At 66.4% G+C, this 20,550-nt stretch carries 22 protein-coding genes and 1 tRNA gene; 18 read left to right on the top strand and 5 right to left on the bottom strand.

Annotated elements, in window-relative coordinates; genetic code table 11:
* From ACSDR0_RS29660 to ACSDR0_RS29670, 3 genes are all read left to right on the top strand, one after another.
* Positions 1-491 (top strand): tyrosine-type recombinase/integrase (locus tag ACSDR0_RS29660; RefSeq protein ID WP_435292200.1); only part of this gene is annotated, 491 nt, incomplete at its 5' end.
* A gap of 1,072 nt (positions 492-1,563) precedes the next feature.
* Positions 1,564-2,151, top strand: a complete 588-nt coding sequence (locus ACSDR0_RS29665; protein WP_435292201.1) for a DUF6461 domain-containing protein — start codon at positions 1,564-1,566, stop codon at positions 2,149-2,151.
* A 28-nt stretch (positions 2,152-2,179) separates the two neighbouring features.
* The gene (locus ACSDR0_RS29670) at positions 2,180-2,437 is read left to right on the top strand and encodes a DUF6221 family protein (RefSeq protein ID WP_350911119.1); all 258 of its coding nucleotides are present in this window, start codon (positions 2,180-2,182) and stop codon (positions 2,435-2,437) included.
* A 752-nt stretch (positions 2,438-3,189) separates the two neighbouring features.
* Here the strand turns inward: ACSDR0_RS29670 and ACSDR0_RS29675 are convergent.
* Entirely contained in the window at positions 3,190-4,482 is a 1,293-nt protein-coding gene (locus ACSDR0_RS29675; protein WP_435292202.1) for a hypothetical protein, read from the bottom strand.
* A gap of 347 nt (positions 4,483-4,829) precedes the next feature.
* On the opposite strand from ACSDR0_RS29675, the gene ACSDR0_RS29680 reads away from it, so the two are divergent.
* Both ACSDR0_RS29680 and ACSDR0_RS29685 read left to right on the top strand, forming a co-directional pair.
* Positions 4,830-5,120 (top strand): hypothetical protein, encoded by a 291-nt coding sequence (locus ACSDR0_RS29680; RefSeq protein ID WP_435292203.1) that lies wholly within the window; start codon positions 4,830-4,832, stop codon positions 5,118-5,120.
* Positions 5,121-5,402: 282 nt separating this feature from the next.
* Complete coding sequence (locus ACSDR0_RS29685) at positions 5,403-6,119, top strand: GntR family transcriptional regulator (RefSeq protein ID WP_435292204.1); 717 nt, start codon at positions 5,403-5,405, stop codon at positions 6,117-6,119.
* A 98-nt stretch (positions 6,120-6,217) separates the two neighbouring features.
* On the opposite strand, the gene ACSDR0_RS29690 is transcribed toward ACSDR0_RS29685, so the two are convergent.
* Positions 6,218-6,478 carry a hypothetical protein gene (locus tag ACSDR0_RS29690; RefSeq protein ID WP_435292205.1) on the bottom strand — a complete coding sequence of 87 codons (261 nt, stop codon included), beginning with the start codon at positions 6,476-6,478 and terminating at the stop codon, positions 6,218-6,220.
* A gap of 234 nt (positions 6,479-6,712) precedes the next feature.
* On the opposite strand from ACSDR0_RS29690, the gene ACSDR0_RS29695 reads away from it, so the two are divergent.
* From ACSDR0_RS29695 to ACSDR0_RS29725, 7 genes are all read left to right on the top strand, one after another.
* A complete protein-coding gene (locus tag ACSDR0_RS29695) occupies positions 6,713-7,153 on the top strand; it encodes a plasmid replication, integration and excision activator (RefSeq protein ID WP_435292206.1) in 441 nt (146 codons plus the stop codon).
* Positions 7,153-7,437 (top strand): hypothetical protein, encoded by a 285-nt coding sequence (locus ACSDR0_RS29700; RefSeq protein ID WP_435292207.1) that lies wholly within the window; start codon positions 7,153-7,155, stop codon positions 7,435-7,437. Before ACSDR0_RS29695 ends, ACSDR0_RS29700 begins: the two co-directional genes overlap by 1 nt.
* Positions 7,438-7,518: 81 nt before the next feature.
* Positions 7,519-8,958 carry an FtsK/SpoIIIE domain-containing protein gene (locus tag ACSDR0_RS29705; protein WP_435292208.1) on the top strand — a complete coding sequence of 480 codons (1,440 nt, stop codon included), beginning with the start codon at positions 7,519-7,521 and terminating at the stop codon, positions 8,956-8,958.
* Positions 8,958-9,152, top strand: coding sequence for a hypothetical protein (locus ACSDR0_RS29710; protein WP_435292209.1), 195 nt, complete (start codon positions 8,958-8,960; stop codon positions 9,150-9,152). Before ACSDR0_RS29705 ends, ACSDR0_RS29710 begins: the two co-directional genes overlap by 1 nt.
* Positions 9,149-10,867: a replication initiator gene (locus tag ACSDR0_RS29715; protein ID WP_435292210.1), complete on the top strand. Its 1,719-nt coding sequence runs from the start codon at positions 9,149-9,151 to the stop codon at positions 10,865-10,867. Before ACSDR0_RS29710 ends, ACSDR0_RS29715 begins: the two co-directional genes overlap by 4 nt.
* Positions 10,864-11,118, top strand: coding sequence for an excisionase family DNA-binding protein (locus tag ACSDR0_RS29720; RefSeq protein ID WP_344890434.1), 255 nt, complete (start codon positions 10,864-10,866; stop codon positions 11,116-11,118). The genes ACSDR0_RS29715 and ACSDR0_RS29720 overlap by 4 nt, the downstream gene beginning before the upstream one ends.
* Positions 11,118-12,305 (top strand): tyrosine-type recombinase/integrase, encoded by a 1,188-nt coding sequence (locus ACSDR0_RS29725; protein ID WP_435292211.1) that lies wholly within the window; start codon positions 11,118-11,120, stop codon positions 12,303-12,305. Before ACSDR0_RS29720 ends, ACSDR0_RS29725 begins: the two co-directional genes overlap by 1 nt.
* 80 nt (positions 12,306-12,385) lie before the next feature.
* On the opposite strand, the gene ACSDR0_RS29730 is transcribed toward ACSDR0_RS29725, so the two are convergent.
* A tRNA-Gly gene (locus ACSDR0_RS29730) sits at positions 12,386-12,459 on the bottom strand.
* Between the two features lie 125 nt (positions 12,460-12,584).
* Between ACSDR0_RS29730 and dcd the strand changes: the two genes are divergently transcribed.
* From dcd to ACSDR0_RS29745, 3 genes are all read left to right on the top strand, one after another.
* Positions 12,585-13,160 (top strand): dCTP deaminase, encoded by a 576-nt coding sequence (gene dcd, locus ACSDR0_RS29735; RefSeq protein ID WP_435292212.1) that lies wholly within the window; start codon positions 12,585-12,587, stop codon positions 13,158-13,160.
* Between the two features lie 428 nt (positions 13,161-13,588).
* Positions 13,589-14,206, top strand: coding sequence for a DUF47 domain-containing protein (locus ACSDR0_RS29740; RefSeq protein ID WP_030924556.1), 618 nt, complete (start codon positions 13,589-13,591; stop codon positions 14,204-14,206).
* Positions 14,207-15,211 carry an anion permease gene (locus ACSDR0_RS29745; protein ID WP_435292213.1) on the top strand — a complete coding sequence of 335 codons (1,005 nt, stop codon included), beginning with the start codon at positions 14,207-14,209 and terminating at the stop codon, positions 15,209-15,211. It abuts the gene before it with no gap.
* A 195-nt stretch (positions 15,212-15,406) separates the two neighbouring features.
* Here ACSDR0_RS29745 and mshD read toward each other — a convergent pair whose 3' ends face one another.
* Complete coding sequence (gene mshD, locus ACSDR0_RS29750; protein WP_435292214.1) at positions 15,407-16,330, bottom strand: mycothiol synthase; 924 nt, start codon at positions 16,328-16,330, stop codon at positions 15,407-15,409.
* A gap of 131 nt (positions 16,331-16,461) precedes the next feature.
* Here mshD and ACSDR0_RS29755 point away from each other — a divergent pair, with 131 nt between their 5' ends.
* A complete protein-coding gene (locus tag ACSDR0_RS29755) occupies positions 16,462-18,267 on the top strand; it encodes a bifunctional metallophosphatase/5'-nucleotidase (RefSeq protein WP_435292215.1) in 1,806 nt (601 codons plus the stop codon).
* Between the two features lie 285 nt (positions 18,268-18,552).
* Here ACSDR0_RS29755 and ACSDR0_RS29760 read toward each other — a convergent pair whose 3' ends face one another.
* A complete protein-coding gene (locus tag ACSDR0_RS29760) occupies positions 18,553-19,266 on the bottom strand; it encodes a response regulator transcription factor (protein ID WP_435292216.1) in 714 nt (237 codons plus the stop codon).
* A 206-nt stretch (positions 19,267-19,472) separates the two neighbouring features.
* Here ACSDR0_RS29760 and ACSDR0_RS29765 point away from each other — a divergent pair, with 206 nt between their 5' ends.
* Positions 19,473-19,724, top strand: a complete 252-nt coding sequence (locus ACSDR0_RS29765) for a MoaD/ThiS family protein (RefSeq protein ID WP_435292217.1) — start codon at positions 19,473-19,475, stop codon at positions 19,722-19,724.
* A gap of 101 nt (positions 19,725-19,825) precedes the next feature.
* Positions 19,826-20,506 carry an LmeA family phospholipid-binding protein gene (locus ACSDR0_RS29770; RefSeq protein WP_435292218.1) on the top strand — a complete coding sequence of 227 codons (681 nt, stop codon included), beginning with the start codon at positions 19,826-19,828 and terminating at the stop codon, positions 20,504-20,506.
* Positions 20,507-20,550 lie beyond the last annotated feature (44 nt).

The following is a 20,550-nucleotide window of genomic DNA, read 5'->3' on the forward strand; positions in this document are numbered from 1 at the left end:
TCGACATGCCGACCTCTCCAAGGGGGCGGAGGCATGTAAGTCAACCAAAGCGACTCCACGAAAGCCGGAGTACATCAAAGTCTCCACGAAACTCGGCGCGGTTCATTTCGGCGCTGCGGGAGCACCTGGCCACCTATGTCCAGGAGGATCCCGGCGCGCTCGTCTTCCCCGGTGCCAAGGGCGGCCCGCTTCGGCGCAGTGGGTTCAACACCCGCACGCGCTGGGTGGATGTGGTCAGAGAGATGGGTCTTCCCGGTCTCCACTTCCATGATCTCCGTCACACGGGCAACATGCTCGCCGCAGAGTCCGGCGCGGGGCTCAAGGATCTGATGGCCCGGATGGGTCATGACAACGTGCGCGCCGCGATGATCTATCAGCACGCCGTGCGGGGTGCCGACAGAACGATCACGGACGCGATAGACCGGCAGATCATTGGGCGCTACGACGAGGAGAAGGACGGCCCGGCGGGGATGCTGATCCCGGTGCGCTGATCGAGAGCTAATGGCACGCTAATGGCACGCGAAGATCAAATAGCTTTAGAAACAAACAAGGCCCGGGTCGGGAATCCATCCCTGACCTGGGCCTTCGCTCTTGGAGCGGGTGACGGGAATCGAACCCGCGCTGTCAGCTTGGGAAGTCTCTAACGCACCTGGCCGCTGAGCTGGGGAGACGCTGACCTGCGGGGGAGTGCTTCGGTTACCCGTGAGTCCCCCTTGCTCCCTCTGCTGACGGGCACGCAACGGGCACGGCCTGAGAACCCCGTGCGGACGCACCCACCCCGCCCGCCGGATCTTCCCGTCTGCCTCGTCCCACCCCGGAGGGGCAACAGCTCGGGGACGGAGGATCAAGGCCGTCTTCGCGTGTACGCCGGCCGGTAGACGTTCCTCGGCCATGGGATGCCAACGGTCACAGACGGCCTTGATCCGGAGGAGTCGAGATGTTGGGCTTGCCTGGGACGTGGCAGGCGGGAAGATCCGGCTTCCACCTCAACCATCTACGGCCTTCATGGTGCGACGTCGATCATCCCGGAGCCGAAGTGCCCCCGCCGGAGGCTTAGCGGTTTTCAAGACCGCCAGGAGCTATCAGAACAGCAGCCCATGACCTGGACTTATTGCCCTGCGATCAGCCTCGAAGCGGAGATCATCGCGTAGATATCGCGCAACCCGCGCATGACCCCTCGACTGCCGCGCCTTCCCACATCGATGCGCGCGCAAAGACACCGGGTTTAGGAAGCGCACCCTCACACGTCCGGAGAAAAGTCTCTGACCAGCGGATACGTCATTCGTAATCGGCCCTTGGCTGTCGGTTGGGCGAGCATTGGGCAGAGACACACTTGGGGCGAGATCTTCCTCCAAGGTGACAAGCCTGTGACCTGTCGGCTGTGATGGTTACAGGCGCCTTCTGATGGCTGCAGTCGGCCCCGTGCGCTCCTACTGTCGGTGCCTCGATGAGCAGGTCACGGGGGCGGAAATGCGAGCGTGTGCAGCACAGGTCGCTATGGATAAGTTGATCGCGCTCCCGGAGCGGCACGTTTCTGTCGGCGGCGACTGCCACCATGACGACATGATCATGCAGCCCATCGATGTCTCCTGGCTCTGCGGCGAATACGGCGAGGAGTGCTACGGCTTCATCTACCTCCGCACCACACCCGAACAGGCCATTGCCCGCCTCGGCGGCCACTACGCAGACTTCGAACCCGCCCGCCTGCCCGACGAACCCGACGACTGGCCACGCCCGGGGGAACCCCTCGGAGTCGCCTCCGTAGGTGACTGGAGCATCATCTTCTACCCCGATTGGATCGGCATCGAGGAAAAACTGATCACCCGGCTCTCCGAAGGCACCCGCCTCGTCTTCCACACCGCCCTCGGCGTCGAGGACACCGACGACTTCTACTGGTGCGAAGACGGCGAGATCAAATACCTCTACGGAGGCGACGACGCCTTCGTCATGGATCCCCCGGACGAACTCGCCGACGCCATGGAGGAGATCGACAAGCTCTATCCGTCGATTCCCCGTTTCTACAGAGGGCCGGCATTCCTCCTCATCGAATACCTGACCGGAATCAGGCCGACCGAGGAACTCCTGAAAAGCCTCACCTTCAGGTGGGGCACCGTGAAGCGGTCCGGGTCTGATGGAGGCTTGATCCCCTGAGAGGATCGAGTCATACGAAAATCAGCTCATGATCGACCTCCTACAATTTCTCCACGCCCGTAACCAGGCGGACAACCACGCCTATGCCGAGGTGGCCTACCGCTTCGGCGGTGACGCTCTCCTCGACAGCCACCTGCCGATGCTCGACCTGATCGACATGCTGGCACGGGAGTACGCGGCAATGGATCCCGCAGACGCGCGCTTCGCCGGTCTCACATACACCCTTCGAGTGCTCGCCCAGTCGTACTTTGAGCACCCTGAATACCGTGAGGAGTGGCGACCCTAGAACCTGTTCATTGCCACGGCTGTCTTGGTGATGCGATCCCTGTGCCGATAGGTAAGCCGTGCTTATCGGTGAGCCGGGGTGAGGAACGAATCCCGGATCTTCGATCGCCCCCGACCACGGCAGACTCGGCCACCCCGTGGCGATCGTCGTGCTGCATGAGGGCGGCGGCGCGACCAGTGGCCGGCGGATGACGTGGGTGCGGCGCAGCGGGCGTGCGGCGACGGCCCGGAGTCCTGCGCGCGTGCCGGGACCGGCCCCCAGGCCGCATGCCCGGCATGCGCTGGTAGGCGCAGGGCCGGGCGACGGCGCGCAGCGCCGCCGCCTCTTGATACCTACAAGAACAATTCGGCAACCTCTTTTCAGAGGCCGGTTTGTCTGAATGGCGAAGGAGCTGATCTGGATGGATCTCAGAGTGACGCAGGTAATTCTGTTGGGGGTCTCATGCCTGATTGCTGCGCTTGGCGTCTATACGTTGGTGGCCAATCGGGTGCCTCGTCTGCCCTTCCTTCCCCGTGACCCCCGTAAGCCTCGACGCTATGGGTGGGGAGTGATTCTGATAGCGGCCTTTGGCGTCACGGGAGCGCTGGGTCAAGACGTGATGGAGTCGGGATCTGGGCCGGACCTGGCATTGCTCGTACTGTCGTGTGTATTTTTTGTGTTGGGAATAGTGCTGGTGATGCTTTCGGTGAAGCGGTCTAGGTAGCCTTCGTGACTTTCGGAAGTAAACATCGGTCGGCTTCACCAGGTAAGCGTTAATCGAGTAGCTCGGGGCGGTGTGCGATAAGCGCTCTGCGGGCTGTGATGTACCGTTCGTGGAATTCCTCGGCCAGAGCCTCGCGTCGGTAGCGCCAGCGTAGTACTCGGTCGAGGTCTGCGGCACGGTTGACGAGGTCAGTGAGGGACTTGCGTTCGATGTCGAATGCGGCCATGCCTTGTTCCACTGCGGCGTCAAGGTCGCCGCGTCGGGCGTGGACGATGCCGAGGTCGATGTGTGCGTCGGCGACCCGCATGGGGGCGTTGGACGTGCCGTCCGGGCGGGTGTGCATCTGGATGGTTTCCCGCGCGTGTTCTTCGGCTCGGTCGTTGTCCTCAAGCCAGGTGTAGGCGGTGGCGGCGTAGAAGACCCACTTGGCGTGATCGAACACGAAGTGATGGTCGGGGTTGCCGGGGAGCGGGAGTGTGGCGAGTGCGTCGGCTCCGCGGGTGAGTGCCTTGTCGGCTTCGCGGCGGTCGCCGATTCGGGCCAGTCCGCGGGCCTCTTGCAAGGTGAGCTGAACCTGGGCGCTGGATTGGCCGGCGACAGCCTGGCCCATGCGGGCGGAGGTAACCACGTCCTCATAGCGGCCCTCGACCAGGGCGAACCACGCGGACATCTCGTGTGCCCATCCCATGAGTTCACCGTGCCCAACCTGGCGGCCCATCTCGTAAGCGGCACGTCGGGCGGTCTCGGCCTCTTCGCGTTCTCCCAGGTCGTAGTGAACGCACCCGAGCAAGGCCGTCAGCCATCCGGTGATGACGAGGAGTTCCCGGTGCTGAGCAAGGGTGATGCGTCCGCCGAGTAGGCCATTGACCTGGGAAAGACGCTTCTGGGTCCGGTCGCGCAACGTGGCGGCCGAAACGACGGGGTAGGCACGGCAGAGCAGGTCGACGGCCTCGGCGAGAGCTTCGAGCGTGCCGGTTCCGACGTCGGACGCCTGGAGCTGCTGGGCGAGTTCCATGGTGCCGTACAGGTCGGCCTCGGCCCGCAACGCGTCCATGGGAATGATGCTGGTGGCCTCGATGAGCTGGCCGGCCCCGCGTCTGTTCGGCCGGAATCCCAGGTCTTCGGGTTGAAGTCCGGTCAACTGGGTGATGGCGAGCCGGTACGGCGAATGGGGCCACCTGACCTCTCCGGCCTCCCAGCGCCGAATGCGCTCCTCATCGCACGCCAGGGACTCCCTGATGCCGGTCGGCGTCGCGTTGATCCGGTCGGCCAGTTCGGCGCGCGTCAGGCGGTGCTCGTTACGCCACGCTCGGAGCTGGACGTTGGGGATGTTGTCGGGCATCTAGGGCCTTCCTCCCGGCTGGGGGCTCAAGAGGGGGGATTCAGGGGGGCCGTTTGGGGGTCCTGCCGTTCTCGAATTGCCGGTGGACTTGCCATCAAGCAACACGGTACGTCAGCCCGCTTTCCGCCGCAGGGAACGCGGATCAAATTCGAGGAGATGGCGACGGTGACCCGGCCAGAGGAGACCAGCGAGACACGCCCCTGCCCCGCGTGCCGGGGACGTGGAACCAAGCTGCGCAGCTCGCGCCGTGCCCTTCTCGTCGGCGAGAGCGGTGGTGATCCCGAGACGCAGGGAGAACAGGAATGTCTCGACTGCCTCGCAACCGGCCGGGTCGAAAGGAACGTGAGATGAACCCGATCATGCAGACCGCTGCGGCCTGCCTTCAGCAGGAACGCCAGGAGAACGAGGCGCATGCCCTTACCCGGCTGCGGAACGCGCTGCTGCGGCTCGGCGTACGGGCCGAACTGCGCGACAACGACAGTGCGCTGATGATTCCCCGTCCACAGGTCGGCCTGCCGGTGTGGGTGTTCGTCGGCTACGGCGGTGCCTTCTACTCCTGGCAGTCGGCCGAGAAGCGCCACTCGATCAGCGACGTGGTGGGCGCTGCCCAAGTTCTGGCCGATTACGTCGGTCGATAGGCGGGCGCGGCGGGGTGGTGTCCTTTGGTGCGGAGGGCACCGAAGAGCGTTGCCGCTGCCCCGTCGCGTCTGATCACGTCCCGGCAGGTAGCAGAGACGGCGTATGCGGCCCCACCCGTGTAACCGCGGCGCCCTTCTTCCCTCTCTCTGCCTGCCGGGACCTTCTCTGCTCTCGCTCCCCTTGCCTTCCGGTGACGTGACAGGCAGGGGGAGGCCAGGTTACGCTCTGACTTGGTCAAACAACCTGTCGGGTGATGGACGGTCGTAATGTCATTAGAGTCCGTGCCTCCGAAGTACGCCCAGCTTGTTCAGGCACTTCAACGGCGCATCGAGTCGGGGGACTACCCTCCGGGCTCACTCCTGCCCAGTGAGAACCAGCTCATCAACGAGTTCGGTGTCTCCCGGCCCACCGTCGTCGCCGCACTGCGCGTGTTACGCGAACAGGGCTGGATCGACTCTCAGCAGGGCAAGGGCCGCTTCGTGCGTGGTCGCCCGGCGATGACCTCGATGGAACAGCCCCGCCCCGGACAGGCGTACCTGACCGGTCCAGAAAATGCCTCCGACGGTGAGGTGGTGGAGGCGGCGGCACTGGCCGTACCCAACCGCATCGCGGCCCTGCTGGACATCGCCCCGAAGAGCAAGGTGTTCCTGCGGCGTCGCCTGGTCAGCCGGAACGGCGAACCGACCGAAATCGTCTCGGTGTGGATGCCACTGGAACTGTCCGAGGGCACCGACCTGACCAGCGCTGACTTGCTGGCCGAGGGACTTCGCGAACATCTCCAGTCGCGCAAGGGGGTGCGCTTCGACCACATCGTGGAACAGATCGTCGCGCGCATGCCCACCACCGAGGAGGTCAAGCGGCTCGGCATGCCGAAGAACGTCCCGCTGCTGTGCGTCTACGCGGCGGTGCGCGATGCGGCCGGTCATGCCCTCGTCGTGGCGGAAGTGCTTCTTCCAGCCGATCGCCATGAGTTGGAAGATGCCTATCCGATCGCCTGAGCTTCTCCCGGGAAGCTACTTCTTACCCGCCGTCCGCTGCTGTGCTCAATGCAGTAAGCGGACGGTGCCGGCGTGCAGGACGGTGGAGTCGGGCCGCCCTAACTGCTCCCGATGAACAGCAAGACGATCATCAGGGAGAGAATCGCCCCGAAGCCGAACAGCCAGGGGGCGTTTTTTCGGTTGGTCTGCCATGCGACAACACTCGCTGCCATGGGTGCCACTACCATCACGATTCCGGCAGCTGTCATTAATCCTGCGGCCCGTTCGTGGTCGATGAAGGGGCGGTCCCAAGCGGCGGCGATCCCCTTGGCAAACAGGTACAGAGGGCCCAGTAACCAGACCAGGGCCAGGATGACCAAGAGGGCGCCACTCCAGACTCGCGACCTCGGGGCCTCTGACTCCATGATCTGAATTCTCGCTCGGATCTACGAGATGAGCACGGGCGCGGTAGCCAAGTGACATCGAGTCGTTGCCGCTTCGTGGCTGCCGTCCAAGACGAACACTCTTAGGCACTTGACCTACCAAGCGGGCTCTCTTATTCTCAAAGCACTTGATAGGTTAAGTGCCTGTCAGTTGATAAGAGGAGTGCCATCATGGCCCTGCAAGGACCCATCCCCGTCAGCTTCGCCCAGGTCTTCCCGCACGGCTGCTATGTCGTCGGGGAGGTCGAGGCGGTCAAGGACTTCGACGCCTCCACCAACGGTCGCTTCGTCCAGTCCCGCGACAAGACCACCGGAGAACTCGTCTGGCAGGTCGCGGTCATGGACGCCGACCCGACCGTCAAGCCCGGACAGAAGACCGTGGCCGTCAAGATCCTCGCTCCGGTTCAGCCCGTCCCGCCGGCCCCGATGCCGGATCTGCCCTTCACCCCGGTCGAGTTCGACCACGTCACCGCCACCCCGTACGTCAACGGCGCCGGACGCCTCGCCTACTCCATCAAGGTCCGCGAGATGCGCGCTCCGCGCACCGGTCCCGCCGCCTCCGCTCCCGCACCTGCCAAGTACACCTCCACCTCTGGAAAGGACGTCGCCTGATGACGCGTCGCAGGACTCACCGCATCAGCACCATCACCCTCAACACCGGCCGTGGCGCCCGCGCCACCAACCACCCTTACCCGGCCCGGACCCCGGTCCTGGCGCTCGACTTCGGCGCCGTCTCGCTCCTGGTCACCACCTCGGCCGGCGACCTCGTGACGGCCTCCGACGTCGAGTTCGCCCGCCAGCTCGCCCACGAGGCCGACCAGTTCGCCCGCTCGGTCGAGAGCAAGTTCACCACCCCCGACCAGGCCAACGAGTCCCCCCAGGGCAAAGCGGCCTGACACGTAAGCGGGGCCGCTGGAACTGGCATTCCGGCGGCCCCTCGTCTCCCCAGACAGCGAATCAAGAGAGGGCTCAAGCCTATGTTCAAAAAACTGCCCGGTGACGAGGCACAACACCTCGTCACCACGACCCCCGACACGGCTGTGGTGTTCCGCCCGGCCGTCCTCAAGACCCCCGCCATCGTCACCATCGTCATCTTCACCTGGCGGCTGCTGGCCGGTGCCGTGCGGCTGCTGTGGCGCTATCCGATCGCCTCACCCGTCGCCGTCGCCCCCGGCGCGCTGAGCTGGCTGTACGGCTGGCAGTGGGGTGTCGCGCTTCTCGTCCTGGTGCCCGTCGCTCTCACCACGTGGCGGCTGGTCGATCGGGCCTCGTTCCTGCGCCTGGTGGGCTGGCGGCTGCTGGCCTGGTGGCGTCGGGTGTGGATCTACCGGCGGCACTGGCAACCGGTGATGATCGTCTCCGGTCTCGGCCGTCACCTGCGGGGCCGTGACTACCTGCCCCGCCTCGTCCGTGTCACCTGCACCTCGTGGGCGGACCTGGTCACGGTGAAGATGCTCGCCGGACAGTCGGTCAAGGACTGGTCCGACCGCATCGAGAACCTGGCCCATGGATTCGGCGCCACCTCATGCCGGGTGACCGTCGCCCGGTCGGGCCGTCTGCTGCTGGCCTTCCCTCGGCGCGACCCGCTGGCCGTCCCCTTACCCGCTCTACCGATTCCCGCCGTGGCGTCGGTGGGGCCGGTCGAGATCGGCAAGCAGGAGGACGGCACCCCGTGGCGGCTCAAGGTCCACGGCACTCATGTCCTGGTCGCCGGGGCCACCGGGGCGGGCAAGGGCTCGATCATCTGGTCCACCATCCGGGGCCTGCTGCCTGCCGTCCGCGTGGGCCTGGTGCAGATCTGGGCGTTGGATCCCAAGCTCATGGAACTGTCCTTCGGCCGTGACCTGTTCGACCGCTACGCCGCCGACCCGGCCACGTGCGCCGATCTGCTGGAAGCAGCCGTGAAGATCATGCAGGAGAGGGCGGGCCGGTTCGCCGGAGTCCAGCGCAACCACGTCTCTACCGTCGATGACCCGTTCGTCTTGGTGGTGGTCGACGAGGTGGCGTTCCTGACGGCCTATCAGTCCGACAAGGGGCTCAAGCTCCGCATCTCGGCAGCGCTGGCGACCTTGACCACGCAGGGTCGTGCGGTGGGAGTCGGCGTCCTGGCGGCGTTGCAGGACCCGCGCAAGGACGTGCTGAGCATCCGCAACCTGTTCCCCGACAAGATCGCGCTGCGGCTGGACGAGTCCGAACAGGTGGACATGGTCCTCGGCGACGGTGCTCGGGATCGGGGCGCGCTGGCCGACCTGATCTCACCTCAACCGGACCTCGGCGCGGGCATCGCTTACACCCGTCTGGAGACCTCACCTGAGCCGATGCGTGCCCGTGCCGGCTACGTCTCCGATGCCGATATCCGCGACATGGTCGCCGTGTTCACCGCTGACACGCTGCCGCTGATGGTTGAGGGGGCCTGATGAGAGTCATCCTGTATGGCACCCCGGCCGAGATCGAGGGCTTGCCCTTCCGGCGGCTGCGGACGTCCAACGGCTCAGACCTCGCCGAAGTGACGGTGATCGTCGATCTCGACACCGCTCGGCTCCGCAAAGACCCCTACAGCGACGCCTGCCGGATCACCGCTGACGTGGTCGACCGAGAGGAGGCCATGTGACCGATACCCCTCCTGCTCCACCGTCCATCACCCCGCCGGATGGCTCCGACCGCACCCTGCCCCGCCTCGTCCGTGACACCCTGCCGTTCGCGTTGGACGTCGCGATCGAGGTCGCCAAGAACAACGGCGTCTGCATCCGCCCGATCGAACTGCGGCGCCTCGACACCCACACCGGCACTTCCGAGTCGTTCAACATCCCCTGCGGCGCCACGCAGGAGGCCAAGTGCCCGCCGTGTGCCAACCGCAATCGCCAGCTCCGCCGGGCACAGTGTCGGGAAGGTTGGCACCTCGACCACGAACCGATCGCCGAACCCAACCCCTCTACCGAAGACCAGCGGTGGCTGATCGAGTTCCGGGCCGACGTGCAGGCCAAGCGCGACGAGGCCGAGAGGGATGGGGAAGACACCCTTGACTGGGACGAGGCGATAGCCGGGATCGATGCGGAGATCAATGCCGCTGGGATGCGGGGCAACGTCCTGGGCGGGCGGTCGACTCCCAAGCGCTCGCGCTCGACGAGGCGGCGTCAGGACGCCCCGGACCTGCCCAAGCAGGCCAAGCAGGACACGACCCTCGGGCGGACCTTTATCGCCTCCGACGGGAAAGTCTACCGGCCATCCCTGTTCGTCACACTGACCCTTCCCTCCTACGGACGCGTTCGCAACGGCGTCCCGGTCAACCCGAGTGCGTACGACTACGCGGCGGCGGCTCGGGATGCCCTGCACTTCTCCAAGCTCGTCGACCGGTTCGTGCAGAACCTGCGCCGGGTGGCGGGCTATGACGTGCAGTACTTCGCCTCGGTCGAACCACAGAAGCGGCTCGCCCCGCATCTGCACATGGCGATCCGCGGGACCATGCCGCGTGCGGAGGTCAAGGCCATCGCCGCCGCGACCTACCACCAAGTGTGGTGGCCGTCCGTGGATGAGGTCCGCTTCGACGGTGACCATCTGCCGGTCTGGAGTGAGCGGGCCGAACGGGCTGAGCCCTACCCGGACGGGCAGGCCGGCGACTACCTCGACCCGGCCACCGGGGAACTGCTGCCCACCTGGGACGAGGCGCTCGACCAGCTCGGCACCGACGAGGCGGCCGAACCGCTGCACGTGGTGCGCTTCGGAACTCAGGTCGATGTTCAGGGTGTGCTCGCCGGGTCGCCGGATGCTGACCAGTGCATCGGCTACCTGTCGAAGTACCTGACCAAGAGCCTCGGCGACCCCCTCGACCCTGAGGACCCGGACAACCACGCTCGCCGAGACCACGCGACTCGTATGGTCGAAGCGCTGCGCTACGAACCGTGCTCGCCGACCTGTCCGAACTGGCTGCGGTACGGCGTGCAGCCCAAGGGTGCCAAGGCGGCCATGCTGCCGGGCCGGTGCAAGGGCAAGGCGCACAAGGCCGAACACCTCGGCTACGCGGGCCGCCGCGTCCTGGTCTCCCGTAAGTGGTCGAACAAGACCCTGCGCGAACACAAGCAGGACCGGCGGGCCTGGGTGCTCGACATGCTCGGCCTGCCCGACGAGACGGTGACCGACCCGCACCGCTACGTCTGGCGACCCGTCTCCTCAAAGGACCCCAACCGCACCCCGCTGGCCAAACGGCTGCTACGCGAGGTCGCCAACCGCCAGCGCACCCGCGCACGCCTGATCGAACTCCAGGCCAGAGCGGACGGCCTCCCTGTTCCAGACCTTTCGGCAACTCCGGGACTGGAGGTGGCGGCATGACCAGGAAGACCAGGCAAGAGCCTGCCTCGCCTCTCCCGGAACTTGCTCAAGGCCGGTTGCTCACCGTCGAAGAGGCGGCCGAACGGCTGAACACGTCGGTCCGCTTCCCTCGTCGCCTGATCGAGGAACGGCGGATCGCCTTCATCCACGTCGGACGCAACGTCCGCATCCCCGAAGCCGCGCTTGAGGCGTTCATCGCTGCCGGGCTGGTCGAACCGATCACCACCACACGACGCAGGAGGGCCGCGTAATGGCCAGGACCACACTCGCCACCCCTGAGGAGGAGCCCTGGAACTCCGCCAAGGGCAAGTCGGCCAAGAGGCGCTTCGGGCGCGTTCGGCAACTCCCGTCCGGCCGGTGGCAGGCTCGTTACAGGGGACCGGATGACATCGATCGGGCGGCCCCGGAGACCTTCGCGACCAAGCGCGACGCGGAGGTCTGGCTGACCAAGAAGGAGGCCGAGATCCTCATGGAGGACTGGAGCAATCCGGACCTCGGCAAGGTGGCCTTCAAGGAGTACGGCTCCGACTGGGTGAACGAGCGCCCCGGCCTGCGGCCCAAGACGGTCCAGCTCTACGAGGGCCTTCTCCGCCTGCACCTGGTCCCGACTTTCGGCAACCTGGCCGTGAGTGAGATCAAGGCGGCTCACGTGCGCAAGTGGCGCAAGACGCTCCTGGACGGGGGAGTCGGGCCGGTCACCGTCGCCAAGGCGTACCGGCTGCTCAAAGCGATCATGAACACAGCCGTGGAGGACAAGATGATCAAGTCCAACCCGTGCCAGATCAAGAGCGGCGGTAAGGAGGAGTCGCCCGAGCGTCCGACGCTCACCATGGAACAGGTCTTCACGCTGGCCGGTGCGATCGAACCACGGTTCCGAGCGCTGGTGCTCCTGGCGACGTTCGGCAGTCTGCGGTGGGGTGAGCTGGCGGCGCTCCGGCGCAAGAGCCTCAACCTGGATGCCCGCATGGTCCGGGTCGTGGCCTCCACCACCGAACTCAAGGACGGGTCGGTAACCGTCGGCCTGCCCAAGTCCGTGGCCGGTACGAGGACGGTCGCCCTTCCCGAGGTGGTGGTCTCGGAGCTTCGCGTGCACCTCGACACGTACACCGACGAGCATGACGAGGCGTTCGTCTTCCTCGGTGCGAAGGGCGCGATGCTGCGGCGGCCAGCCTTCAGCCGGATCTGGGCCAAGGCGCTGAAGGGGGCGAACCTCTCCGGCGTCCACTTCCACGACCTTCGCCATACGGGCAACACGTTCGCCTCGCAGTCGGGTGCGACGCTGCGGGAGCTGATGAACCGGATGGGGCACTCGACCACGCGGGCCGCGCTGATCTATCTGCACACCGAGAACGGGCGGGATCAGATGATCGCCGACGGCATGGGAAAGCTCGCCGAAGCCGCTCTCAAGAAAGAAGATCCACCGGCATCGGGCACGTAACGGGCACGGAAGATCGAAGAGGCTCAGAAAACAACTAAGGCCCCGGTTCGGATTCGCATCCTGACCTGGGCCTTTGTGTGTGGAGCGGGTGACGGGAATCGAACCCGCGCTGTCAGCTTGGGAAGCTGATGTTCTGCCATTGAACTACACCCGCGTGCGGCGTGCCGCGCGTCACCACTCTAGCGGAAAGTTGAGCGACTCTCGTCCCTCCCCGGAGCAAGATTCGTGCGTCTCTGCCGGGAGCGGGATTCACGGCCGCGGCGTTGGTAGGTTCCACACGTGCTGCTTTCCGATCGTGACATCGCCGCTGAGATCGAGGCCGGAAGGGTCAGGATCGATCCCTTCCAGCCGGAGATGATCCAGCCGTCCAGCGTTGACGTACGCCTGGACCGCTATTTCAGAGTCTTCGAGAACCACCGATATCCCCACATCGATCCGGCGGTCGAGCAGCCTGATCTGACGCGGATGGTCGAGCCGGACAAGGACGAGCCGTTCATCCTGCATCCGGGGGAGTTCGTGCTGGCGAGTACGTACGAGGTCGTCACGCTGCCGGACGACATCGCCTCGCGGCTGGAGGGCAAGAGCTCGCTGGGCAGGCTCGGGCTGCTGACGCACTCGACGGCCGGGTTCATCGACCCCGGGTTCAGCGGGCACGTCACGCTGGAACTCTCCAACGTCGCGACGCTGCCGATCAAGCTCTGGCCCGGTATGAAGATCGGCCAGCTGTGCATGTTCCGGCTCAGCTCTCCGGCGGAGTTTCCCTACGGTTCGGAGAAGTACGGATCGCGCTATCAGGGGCAGCGGGGGCCGACGCCGAGCCGTTCGTACCTCAACTTCCACCAGACCCCCATCTGATCTTCGCGGCCTCCGGCGGGGGTGCGGTGCGGCGCGCGCCGTCAGGGTGACCTGAATACGGTTTAGTGAGGGGCCGTGATGGAAATCACCCTGATTGTTCACGGGGGGTCATGGATCCGTTCGATCTTGGTAGATCTCGGAGAAACGTCGTGGAAGCGGGGGATCCGGAGGGGAGCGCGGGCAACGTACCGGACGGTGATCCGGGGGAGAGAGTCCCATACGTGACCTGTCTTCGGCATAATGTGGCCGAAAACTAGCAAAAACGGTCACCGGAAAGATGCTCGCAAGACTGCCTCAGGTTGTGTGTCGCCGGGTACCCGCCGGGTAACGACATCGCGAAGAGTGTGCGTCTAGCGGGTGAAGTTCGCATTTCCGCTGGTAACCCGTACCCTTCTCTGCGGACCATCCCCGCACATCTGGAGAACGACGTGCGCTTGCGTCTCACACCAAGTGAGGACAGCTACTACGACTTGTTCGCCGACTCGGCGAACAACCTCGTCACAGCGTCCCGTCTGCTGGTAGAGATCATCAGTGACGGATCGGACAGGGAAGCCCTGGCCGAGAAGATGCGCGCATGTGAGCACGCCGGTGACGAGCGCACTCATGCGATCATGAATCGGCTGAACGAGAGCTTCATCACCCCCTTCGACCGCGAGGACATCTACCGTCTCGCCTCGAACCTCGACGACGTGATGGACTACATGGAGGCGGCCGCCGACCTGATCGTCCTGTACCAGATCGACCACCTCCCCAAGGAGGTCGTCCGGCAGGTCGAGGTCCTGGAGCGCGCCGCGGAGCTCACCGCCGAGGCCATGCCACGGCTGCGTTCGATGAAGAACCTCAACGAGTACTGGATCGAGATCAACCGGCTGGAGAACCAGGCCGACCAGGTCTACCGACGCCTTCTCGCGAAGCTCTTCGGCGGGGAGTACGACGCGTTGACCGTCCTCAAGATGAAGGAGGTCATCGATCAGCTCGAGATGGCCGCCGACGCCTTCGAGCACGTGGCCAACACGATCGAGTCGATCGCGGTCAAGGAAAGCTAAGTGGATCTCACGCTCGCACTCGTCATCGGCGTGGTGGTCGTGGCGTTGGTGTTCGACTACACCAACGGTTTCCACGACGCCGCGAACGCGATCGCGACCTCCGTCTCGACGCGCGCGCTGACGCCGAGGGCCGCGCTGTTCATGGCCGCGGCCATGAACTTCCTGGGTGCGCATCTCGGTACGCAGGTGGCGGCGACCGTCGGCAAGGGCATCATCGACCCTCCACAGGGAAGCCACGGCCTCGTCATCGTCGGCTCAGGTCTGATCGGCGCGATCACCTGGAACCTCGTCACGTGGTACTTCGGCCTTCCCTCGTCGAGCAGTCACGCGCTGGTCGGCGGCCTGGTCGGCTCCGCGCTCGCCTCGACGAGCACCGTCTACTGGAACGGGGTGCTGGAGAAGGTCGTCATCCCGATGATCCTGTCCCCGCTGATCGGCTTCACCCTCGCCGGGCTCATCATGATCGGAATCCTGTGGGGGTTCCGGCGCTCCCAGCCCACGAAGACCAACCGGGGCTTCCGCCACGCGCAGACCGTGTCCGCGGCGGCGATGGCGCTGGGCCACGGCCTCCAGGACGCGCAGAAGACCATGGGGGTCATCTTCCTGGCCCTCGTGGTCGGCGGCTACCAGAACGACGGCGACCCGATTCCCCAGTGGGTCATCCTCTCCGCCGCCACGGCCATCTCGCTCGGCACGTACGCGGGCGGCTGGCGGATCATGCGGACGCTCGGGCGGCGGATCATCGCGCTCGACCCGCCGCAGGGATTCGCCGCGGAGACGGCCGCGGCGACCGTGCTCTACACGGCCGCCATCGGCTTCGGCGCCCCCATCTCCACCACCCACACGATCACCAGCGCGATCATGGGCGTCGGCGCCACCAAGCGCCTGTCGGCCGTGCGCTGGGGCGTCGCGGGCAACATCGTGACCGCCTGGATCCTCACGATCCCAGCCTCCGCGTTCGTGGCCGCGCTGTCCTACTTCGCGCTCCACTGGATGGTCGAGTAGTCCTCGGGCGACCGCGCCGGACCGGGGGTGAACCCGGTCCGGCGCGTCCCGCGTCCGGGGTGAGTCCCCGCTTCACGTCCGCTACGTCGCGCGGGGACACCTCTCTACTTCCGGTATGTCACGCGGGGACGTCTCTACTTCGGGTACGTCACGCGGGGACGTCTCTACGTCCGGTACGTCACGCGGGAGACGTCCCTACTTCCGGTACATCACGTCGACGTCCCACCGGGTGAAGCCCAGCCCCTCGTACAGGCGGATCGCCGCGGGGTTGCTCTCGTCCACGTACAGCATCACCTGGCTCAGGCCCCGCGACCGCAGGTGGGCCAGGCCCGCGAGGGTCAGTGATTTCCCCAGGCCGCCTCCCCGCTCCGCGGGGTCGACGCCGACGACGTAGACCTCTCCCAGGGGTTCGTGCGCGTGGTCGCCGTCACCGTGGACCTTGGTCCAGTGGAAGCCCACCAGCCGGTCGCCGCCCCCGGGCTCACCCGTTCGTACGGCGAGGAAGAATCCGGCCGGGTCGAACCAGGGTTCCCGTTCGCGTCGCTCCAGGTCCTCGGTCGTCCACGCCCCCTGCTCGGGGTGCTGGGCGAAGGCCCTGGCGTTGAGCGCCACCCACGCCTCCCGGTCGGAGGCGCCGGGCTCGAACGTGCGCAGCCGCACCCCCTCGGGAAGGTCGAAGCCGGGGATCTCCGAGGCCAGGGAGCGGCGCATCCGCCACAGGGACCTGATCTTGTCGAAGCCCGCCGACCGGGCGAGGGCCTCGGCGGCCGGGTGCCCGCCGTGCGCCCACAGGCGCAGATGCCCGCCGGTGTGGTCGAGCACGGCCTCCAGCAGTCGCCGCCCGTATCCCCGCCCGCGGAACGCCGGGTGGACGACCAGTTCCCCGCTCGGTCCCTCGACGGGGTCGGTCGGGTCGACGTGGGCGTAGCCCGCGAGGTCGTCCCCGGCGTACAGCAGCACGGCTCCGGCCCGTTCGTCGCCGCCGTAGCGCAGGTGCAGCATCACATGTTCGTTGAGCGGTCTGACCTTGTCGGCCTCCGTGGCCGCCTCCACCACCGCGAGGACGTCGGACACCTCTTGTTCGCCGAGCGGCCCCCGGTACTCCACACGCACGTTCATGCTGTGGACTCTAAGCGGGCACATGTTTCCGGAGTTCACCGGGGACTGGCAAAAGGCGCCATGTGCCCGCCGGGTGAATCGTTACCTCTCGGTCATTCCTTGCACAGGTAGTCCCTTTAGTGTCGTGGTTCATGATGTCTCGTTCCTTCCAGCGGTTGGCCATGGCGGGCGTGCTCGCCGGGGCCAGTCTCGTGCTCGCGATGGGACCGGCCCAGGCGGGCAACAAGCCCGCCAAGCCCGCCAAGACGGTGCCGGTCCGCCTGCTCTCCCTCAACGACTTCCACGGCAACCTTGAGCCGCCGACCGGTTCGTCCGGCCGCATGGTCGACGAGACCGGAGCCACGGTCGAGGCCGGCGGTGCCGCGTTCGCCGCCACCCACCTCAAGCAGCTCTCCGACAAGAACACGCTGAAGGTCGCCCAGGGAGACCTGATCGGCGCCAGTCCCCTGATCTCCGCGGCCTACCACGACGAGCCCGCGGTGGAGTTCCTCGGCAAGGTGGGCGTCACCGCCTCCGCCGTGGGCAACCACGAGTTCGACGAGGGGTACGCCGAGCTCAAGCGGATCATGAACGGCGGCTGCCACCCGGTGGACGGCTGCTCGCCCGCCGGTGAGTGGAAGGGTGCGAAGTTCAGCTACATCGGCGCGAACGTCATCTTCAAGCGGCCGGCGCGGGGTGCGGAGAAGCAGGCGCTGGAGGCGCTGGGCGGGACGAACAGCAGCTCGCTGCGGAACCTCCTCAAGGACTACGGCATCCCCGCGCTGCCCCCGGTCGCGATCCGCTGGATGAACGGCGTGCCGATCGGCTTCATCGGCCTGGTCACCCAGACCACCCCGAACATCGTCACCTCCGAGGGCATCAAGGACCTTGAGTTCATCGACGAGGTGAAGGCCGCGAACGTCGCGTCCAAGCTTCTCCAGATCGTCGGCGTCAAGGCCCAGGTCGTGCTCGTGCACGAGGGCGACCAGGTCCTCGCGGGCCAGTCGCCCGACGCGTGCAGCGCCCAGCCGGGCGCGGGCAACCGGATCGCCACGCAGGTCGACGCCGAGGTCGACATGATCCTCAGCGGCCACTCCCACCAGGCGTACCTGTGCACGGTGGCCGACCCCAGGGGCGGCACCCGCCTCTACAGCCAGGGCGGCTCCTTCGGCCGGGTCATCACCAAGGTCGACTTCCAGGTGGACGTCAGGACCCGCGACGTCGTGCGCTCCTCGGTCGCGGCCGACAACCAGGTCGTGACCAGGACCGTCACCCCCGACCCGGAGATCACCGCGTTCGTCCAGACGTGGAAGGACCGCGTCGCGTCGGTGGCCAACAGGCCGATCGGCAGGATCACCGCGGACATCACCAACTCCGCCGTGGCCTCCGGGGAGTCCCCCCTGGGCAACCTCATCGCCGACGGCCAGCTCGCCGCGACCAGGACCGGCGGCAACGCCCAGATCGCCCTGATGAACCCGGGCGGCGTGCGGGCCGGCCTCACCTACGCGGGCTCGCCCGCCGGCGAGGGAGACGGCGTGGTGACCTACGGCGAGGCGTTCACGGTCCAGCCGTTCAACAACCTCATGCAGGTGGTCACGCTCACCGGCGCGCAGCTCAAGACCGTTCTGGAACAGCAGTTCGTCGGCGGTCCCAACGCCCAGGCGTTCACCAAGATCCTGCAGCCGTCGTCGAACTTCACCTACACCTACAGCGCGAGCGCGGCGTGGGGCTCGAAGGTCTCCGACATCAAGATCGACGGTGTCGCCGTGACGGACACGCAGACGATCAGGGTCGCCGCCAACAACTTCCTCGTCGGCGGCGGCGACGCGTTCCTCGCCTTCAGGGACGGCACCGACCTGTGGAGCGGCCCGCTGGACATCGACGCCTTCGCCGCCCACTTCGCGGCGAACCCGTCGATCACGCCCCCGGTGCCCAACCACATCACGGTCGTTCCGTAACGCGGGCGGAAGGCACGCCACGCCGTGGTGATCGCGGTACGTCGTAAGGCGTGACACACCGTGAAGGTGTGAAACGCGCGAGAGGCCCACCGGACGCGTCCGGTGGGCCTCTTGTGTGCCTCGTGATCGGGGCGTCTCGCCGTACGTCGTGAGGCGTCCGGCGCATCCCGGCATACCCGGGCGTGCCCGGTTCCCGCCCTCGCGAGAACCGCCGCGGGGCGGGAACGTGCCACGATCGTTCCCGGCGACTCCTGGGAGCCCTGAGACTCCCGGGAAGCGGAATCCCTAGTGGCGGACGGGCTCGCGCTCCTCGACGGGCTCGTTGCCGCGCTCGGGGACGAACCGGTAGCCGACGTTGCGGACCGTGCCGATCAGCGCCTCGTACTCGGCGCCGAGCTTGGCGCGGAGCCGCCGGACGTGGACGTCCACGGTGCGGGTGCCGCCGAAGTAGTCGTAACCCCAGACCTCCTGGAGGAGCTGGGCGCGCGTGAAGACCCTGCCGGGGTGCTGGGCCAGGTACTTCAGGAGCTCGAACTCCTTGAAGGTCAGATCCAGCGCGCGGCCTCGGAGCCTGGCGGTGTAGGTGGCCTCGTCGATCGACAGGTCACCGTTGCGGATCTCGTCCGGCACCTCCTCGGCGGCGGACAGGTTGAGCTTGCCCACGGCCATCCTGAGCCGCGCCTCGACCTCGGCGGGTCCTGCGGTGTCGAGGATGACGTCGTCGGCACCCCACTCCGCGGTCAGCCCGGCGAGACCGCCCTCTGTGACGATCACCACCAGGGGGCAGGCGACGCCCGTGGTGCGCAGCAGCCGGCACAGGCTTTTGGCCTGGACGAGCTCGCGGCGCGCGTCCACCAGGATCGCGTCGGCGGGCGGGGCGTCGAGCAGGGCGGATGCCTCCGCGGGCGCGACCCGTACCGAGTGCAGTAGTAGCCCCAGCGCCGGAAGCACCTCAGTTGAGGGCTCAAGGGCGTTGGTGAGCAGCAGGAGATTGCTCACGATGCCTCCTTCCCGCGTCATGCCGGCGATAGCCGTACAAACACGTAAGGACCCGGGGGCTACGTTGCCCAGGTCCCGTAGTAGGTGAGGATAACCCACAGGGCCACAGCGTCCAGCGAACGTCCACCTGGTGAACACCCGTTCTCCGGGTGAATTCGCCGTAATGGCACGGTAACCCTACGTGTGTTTGGGGAGTTGATTCGTAGATGGCGAAGGTCGTTGTCAGATATTGGGCTGCGGCAAAGGAGGCGGCGGGCATCGCGGAGGAGCATTCCGAGGCCGCAACTCTTGCCGAATTGATGACCAAAATCACATCTAACCGTGACAGGCTCGCTCGTGTGATGAGCCGATCGTCGTTCCTGGTGAACGGGGATCCGGTGGGCAGGAGGGCCCACGAGACGATCGTCCTGACGGACGGGGCGACGGTCGAGGTGCTTCCCCCCTTCGCGGGCGGCTGAGCGGGTGGACGCTACCACCGGCGCGGCGTTTCGGACAGGATTGCGAGGGGAGGTCACGCCACTGGCCCCCCTCTCGGGCCAGGGAACGAACAGGGAGTCGGATGCGCAAGCTGATCGGTTTTCTCCTCGTACTTCTCGTTCTCGTCGTGATCCTCGACAGGGTCGCGGTCACGGGAGTCCAGCGCGAGATCGCCACGCAGGCCACGGCCAAGTACGACCTCTCGGCCCCGCCCGAGGTCACGATCGAGGGCATCCCCTTCCTGACCCAGGCGATCGCCGGGCGTTACGAGGAGGTCAAGGTCGCCGCGGGCAGGATGACCGTCTCCGGTGTCCGGCTGGCGAGTGTCGACTTCACCCTGCAAGGCGTCACCGCCCCTCTGGAGGACCTGGTGCTCCGTCCCCAGCAGGTGGACATGCGCGCCGAGCGCGTGGAGGGGACGGTGGTCGTCTCGGTGGAGACCCTCAACCAGCGAGCACCCAGCGGGATCAAGGTCGCCGTCGCGGGTGACGCGCTCAACGTCAGCGGGGAGATCACCGTGCTGGGGCAGAAGGTGCCCGTGAAGGCGGATCTCAAGGTCAAGATCGTCGAAGGCGGCCTGCAGCTCGTCCCCGGGAAGGTGACCCTGGGCGGAGGCATCCCCGTGCCCGATCCCGAGCGGTTCATCAACTACCGCATCCCAATCGGGAAACTGCCGTACAACCTCAAACTGACCGAGGTCAAGGCCGTTTCCGAGGGGTTGCGCATCTCGGGCGAGGCCTCCGACGTCCCCCTCCGAGGCTGAACGTGTCCCGTGCCTGAACCGGATCGTCCCGCCATACGTCGTGA

The sequence above is a fragment of the Streptosporangium sp. G11 genome (assembly GCF_051192615.1).
Classification (GTDB): domain Bacteria; phylum Actinomycetota; class Actinomycetes; order Streptosporangiales; family Streptosporangiaceae; genus Streptosporangium.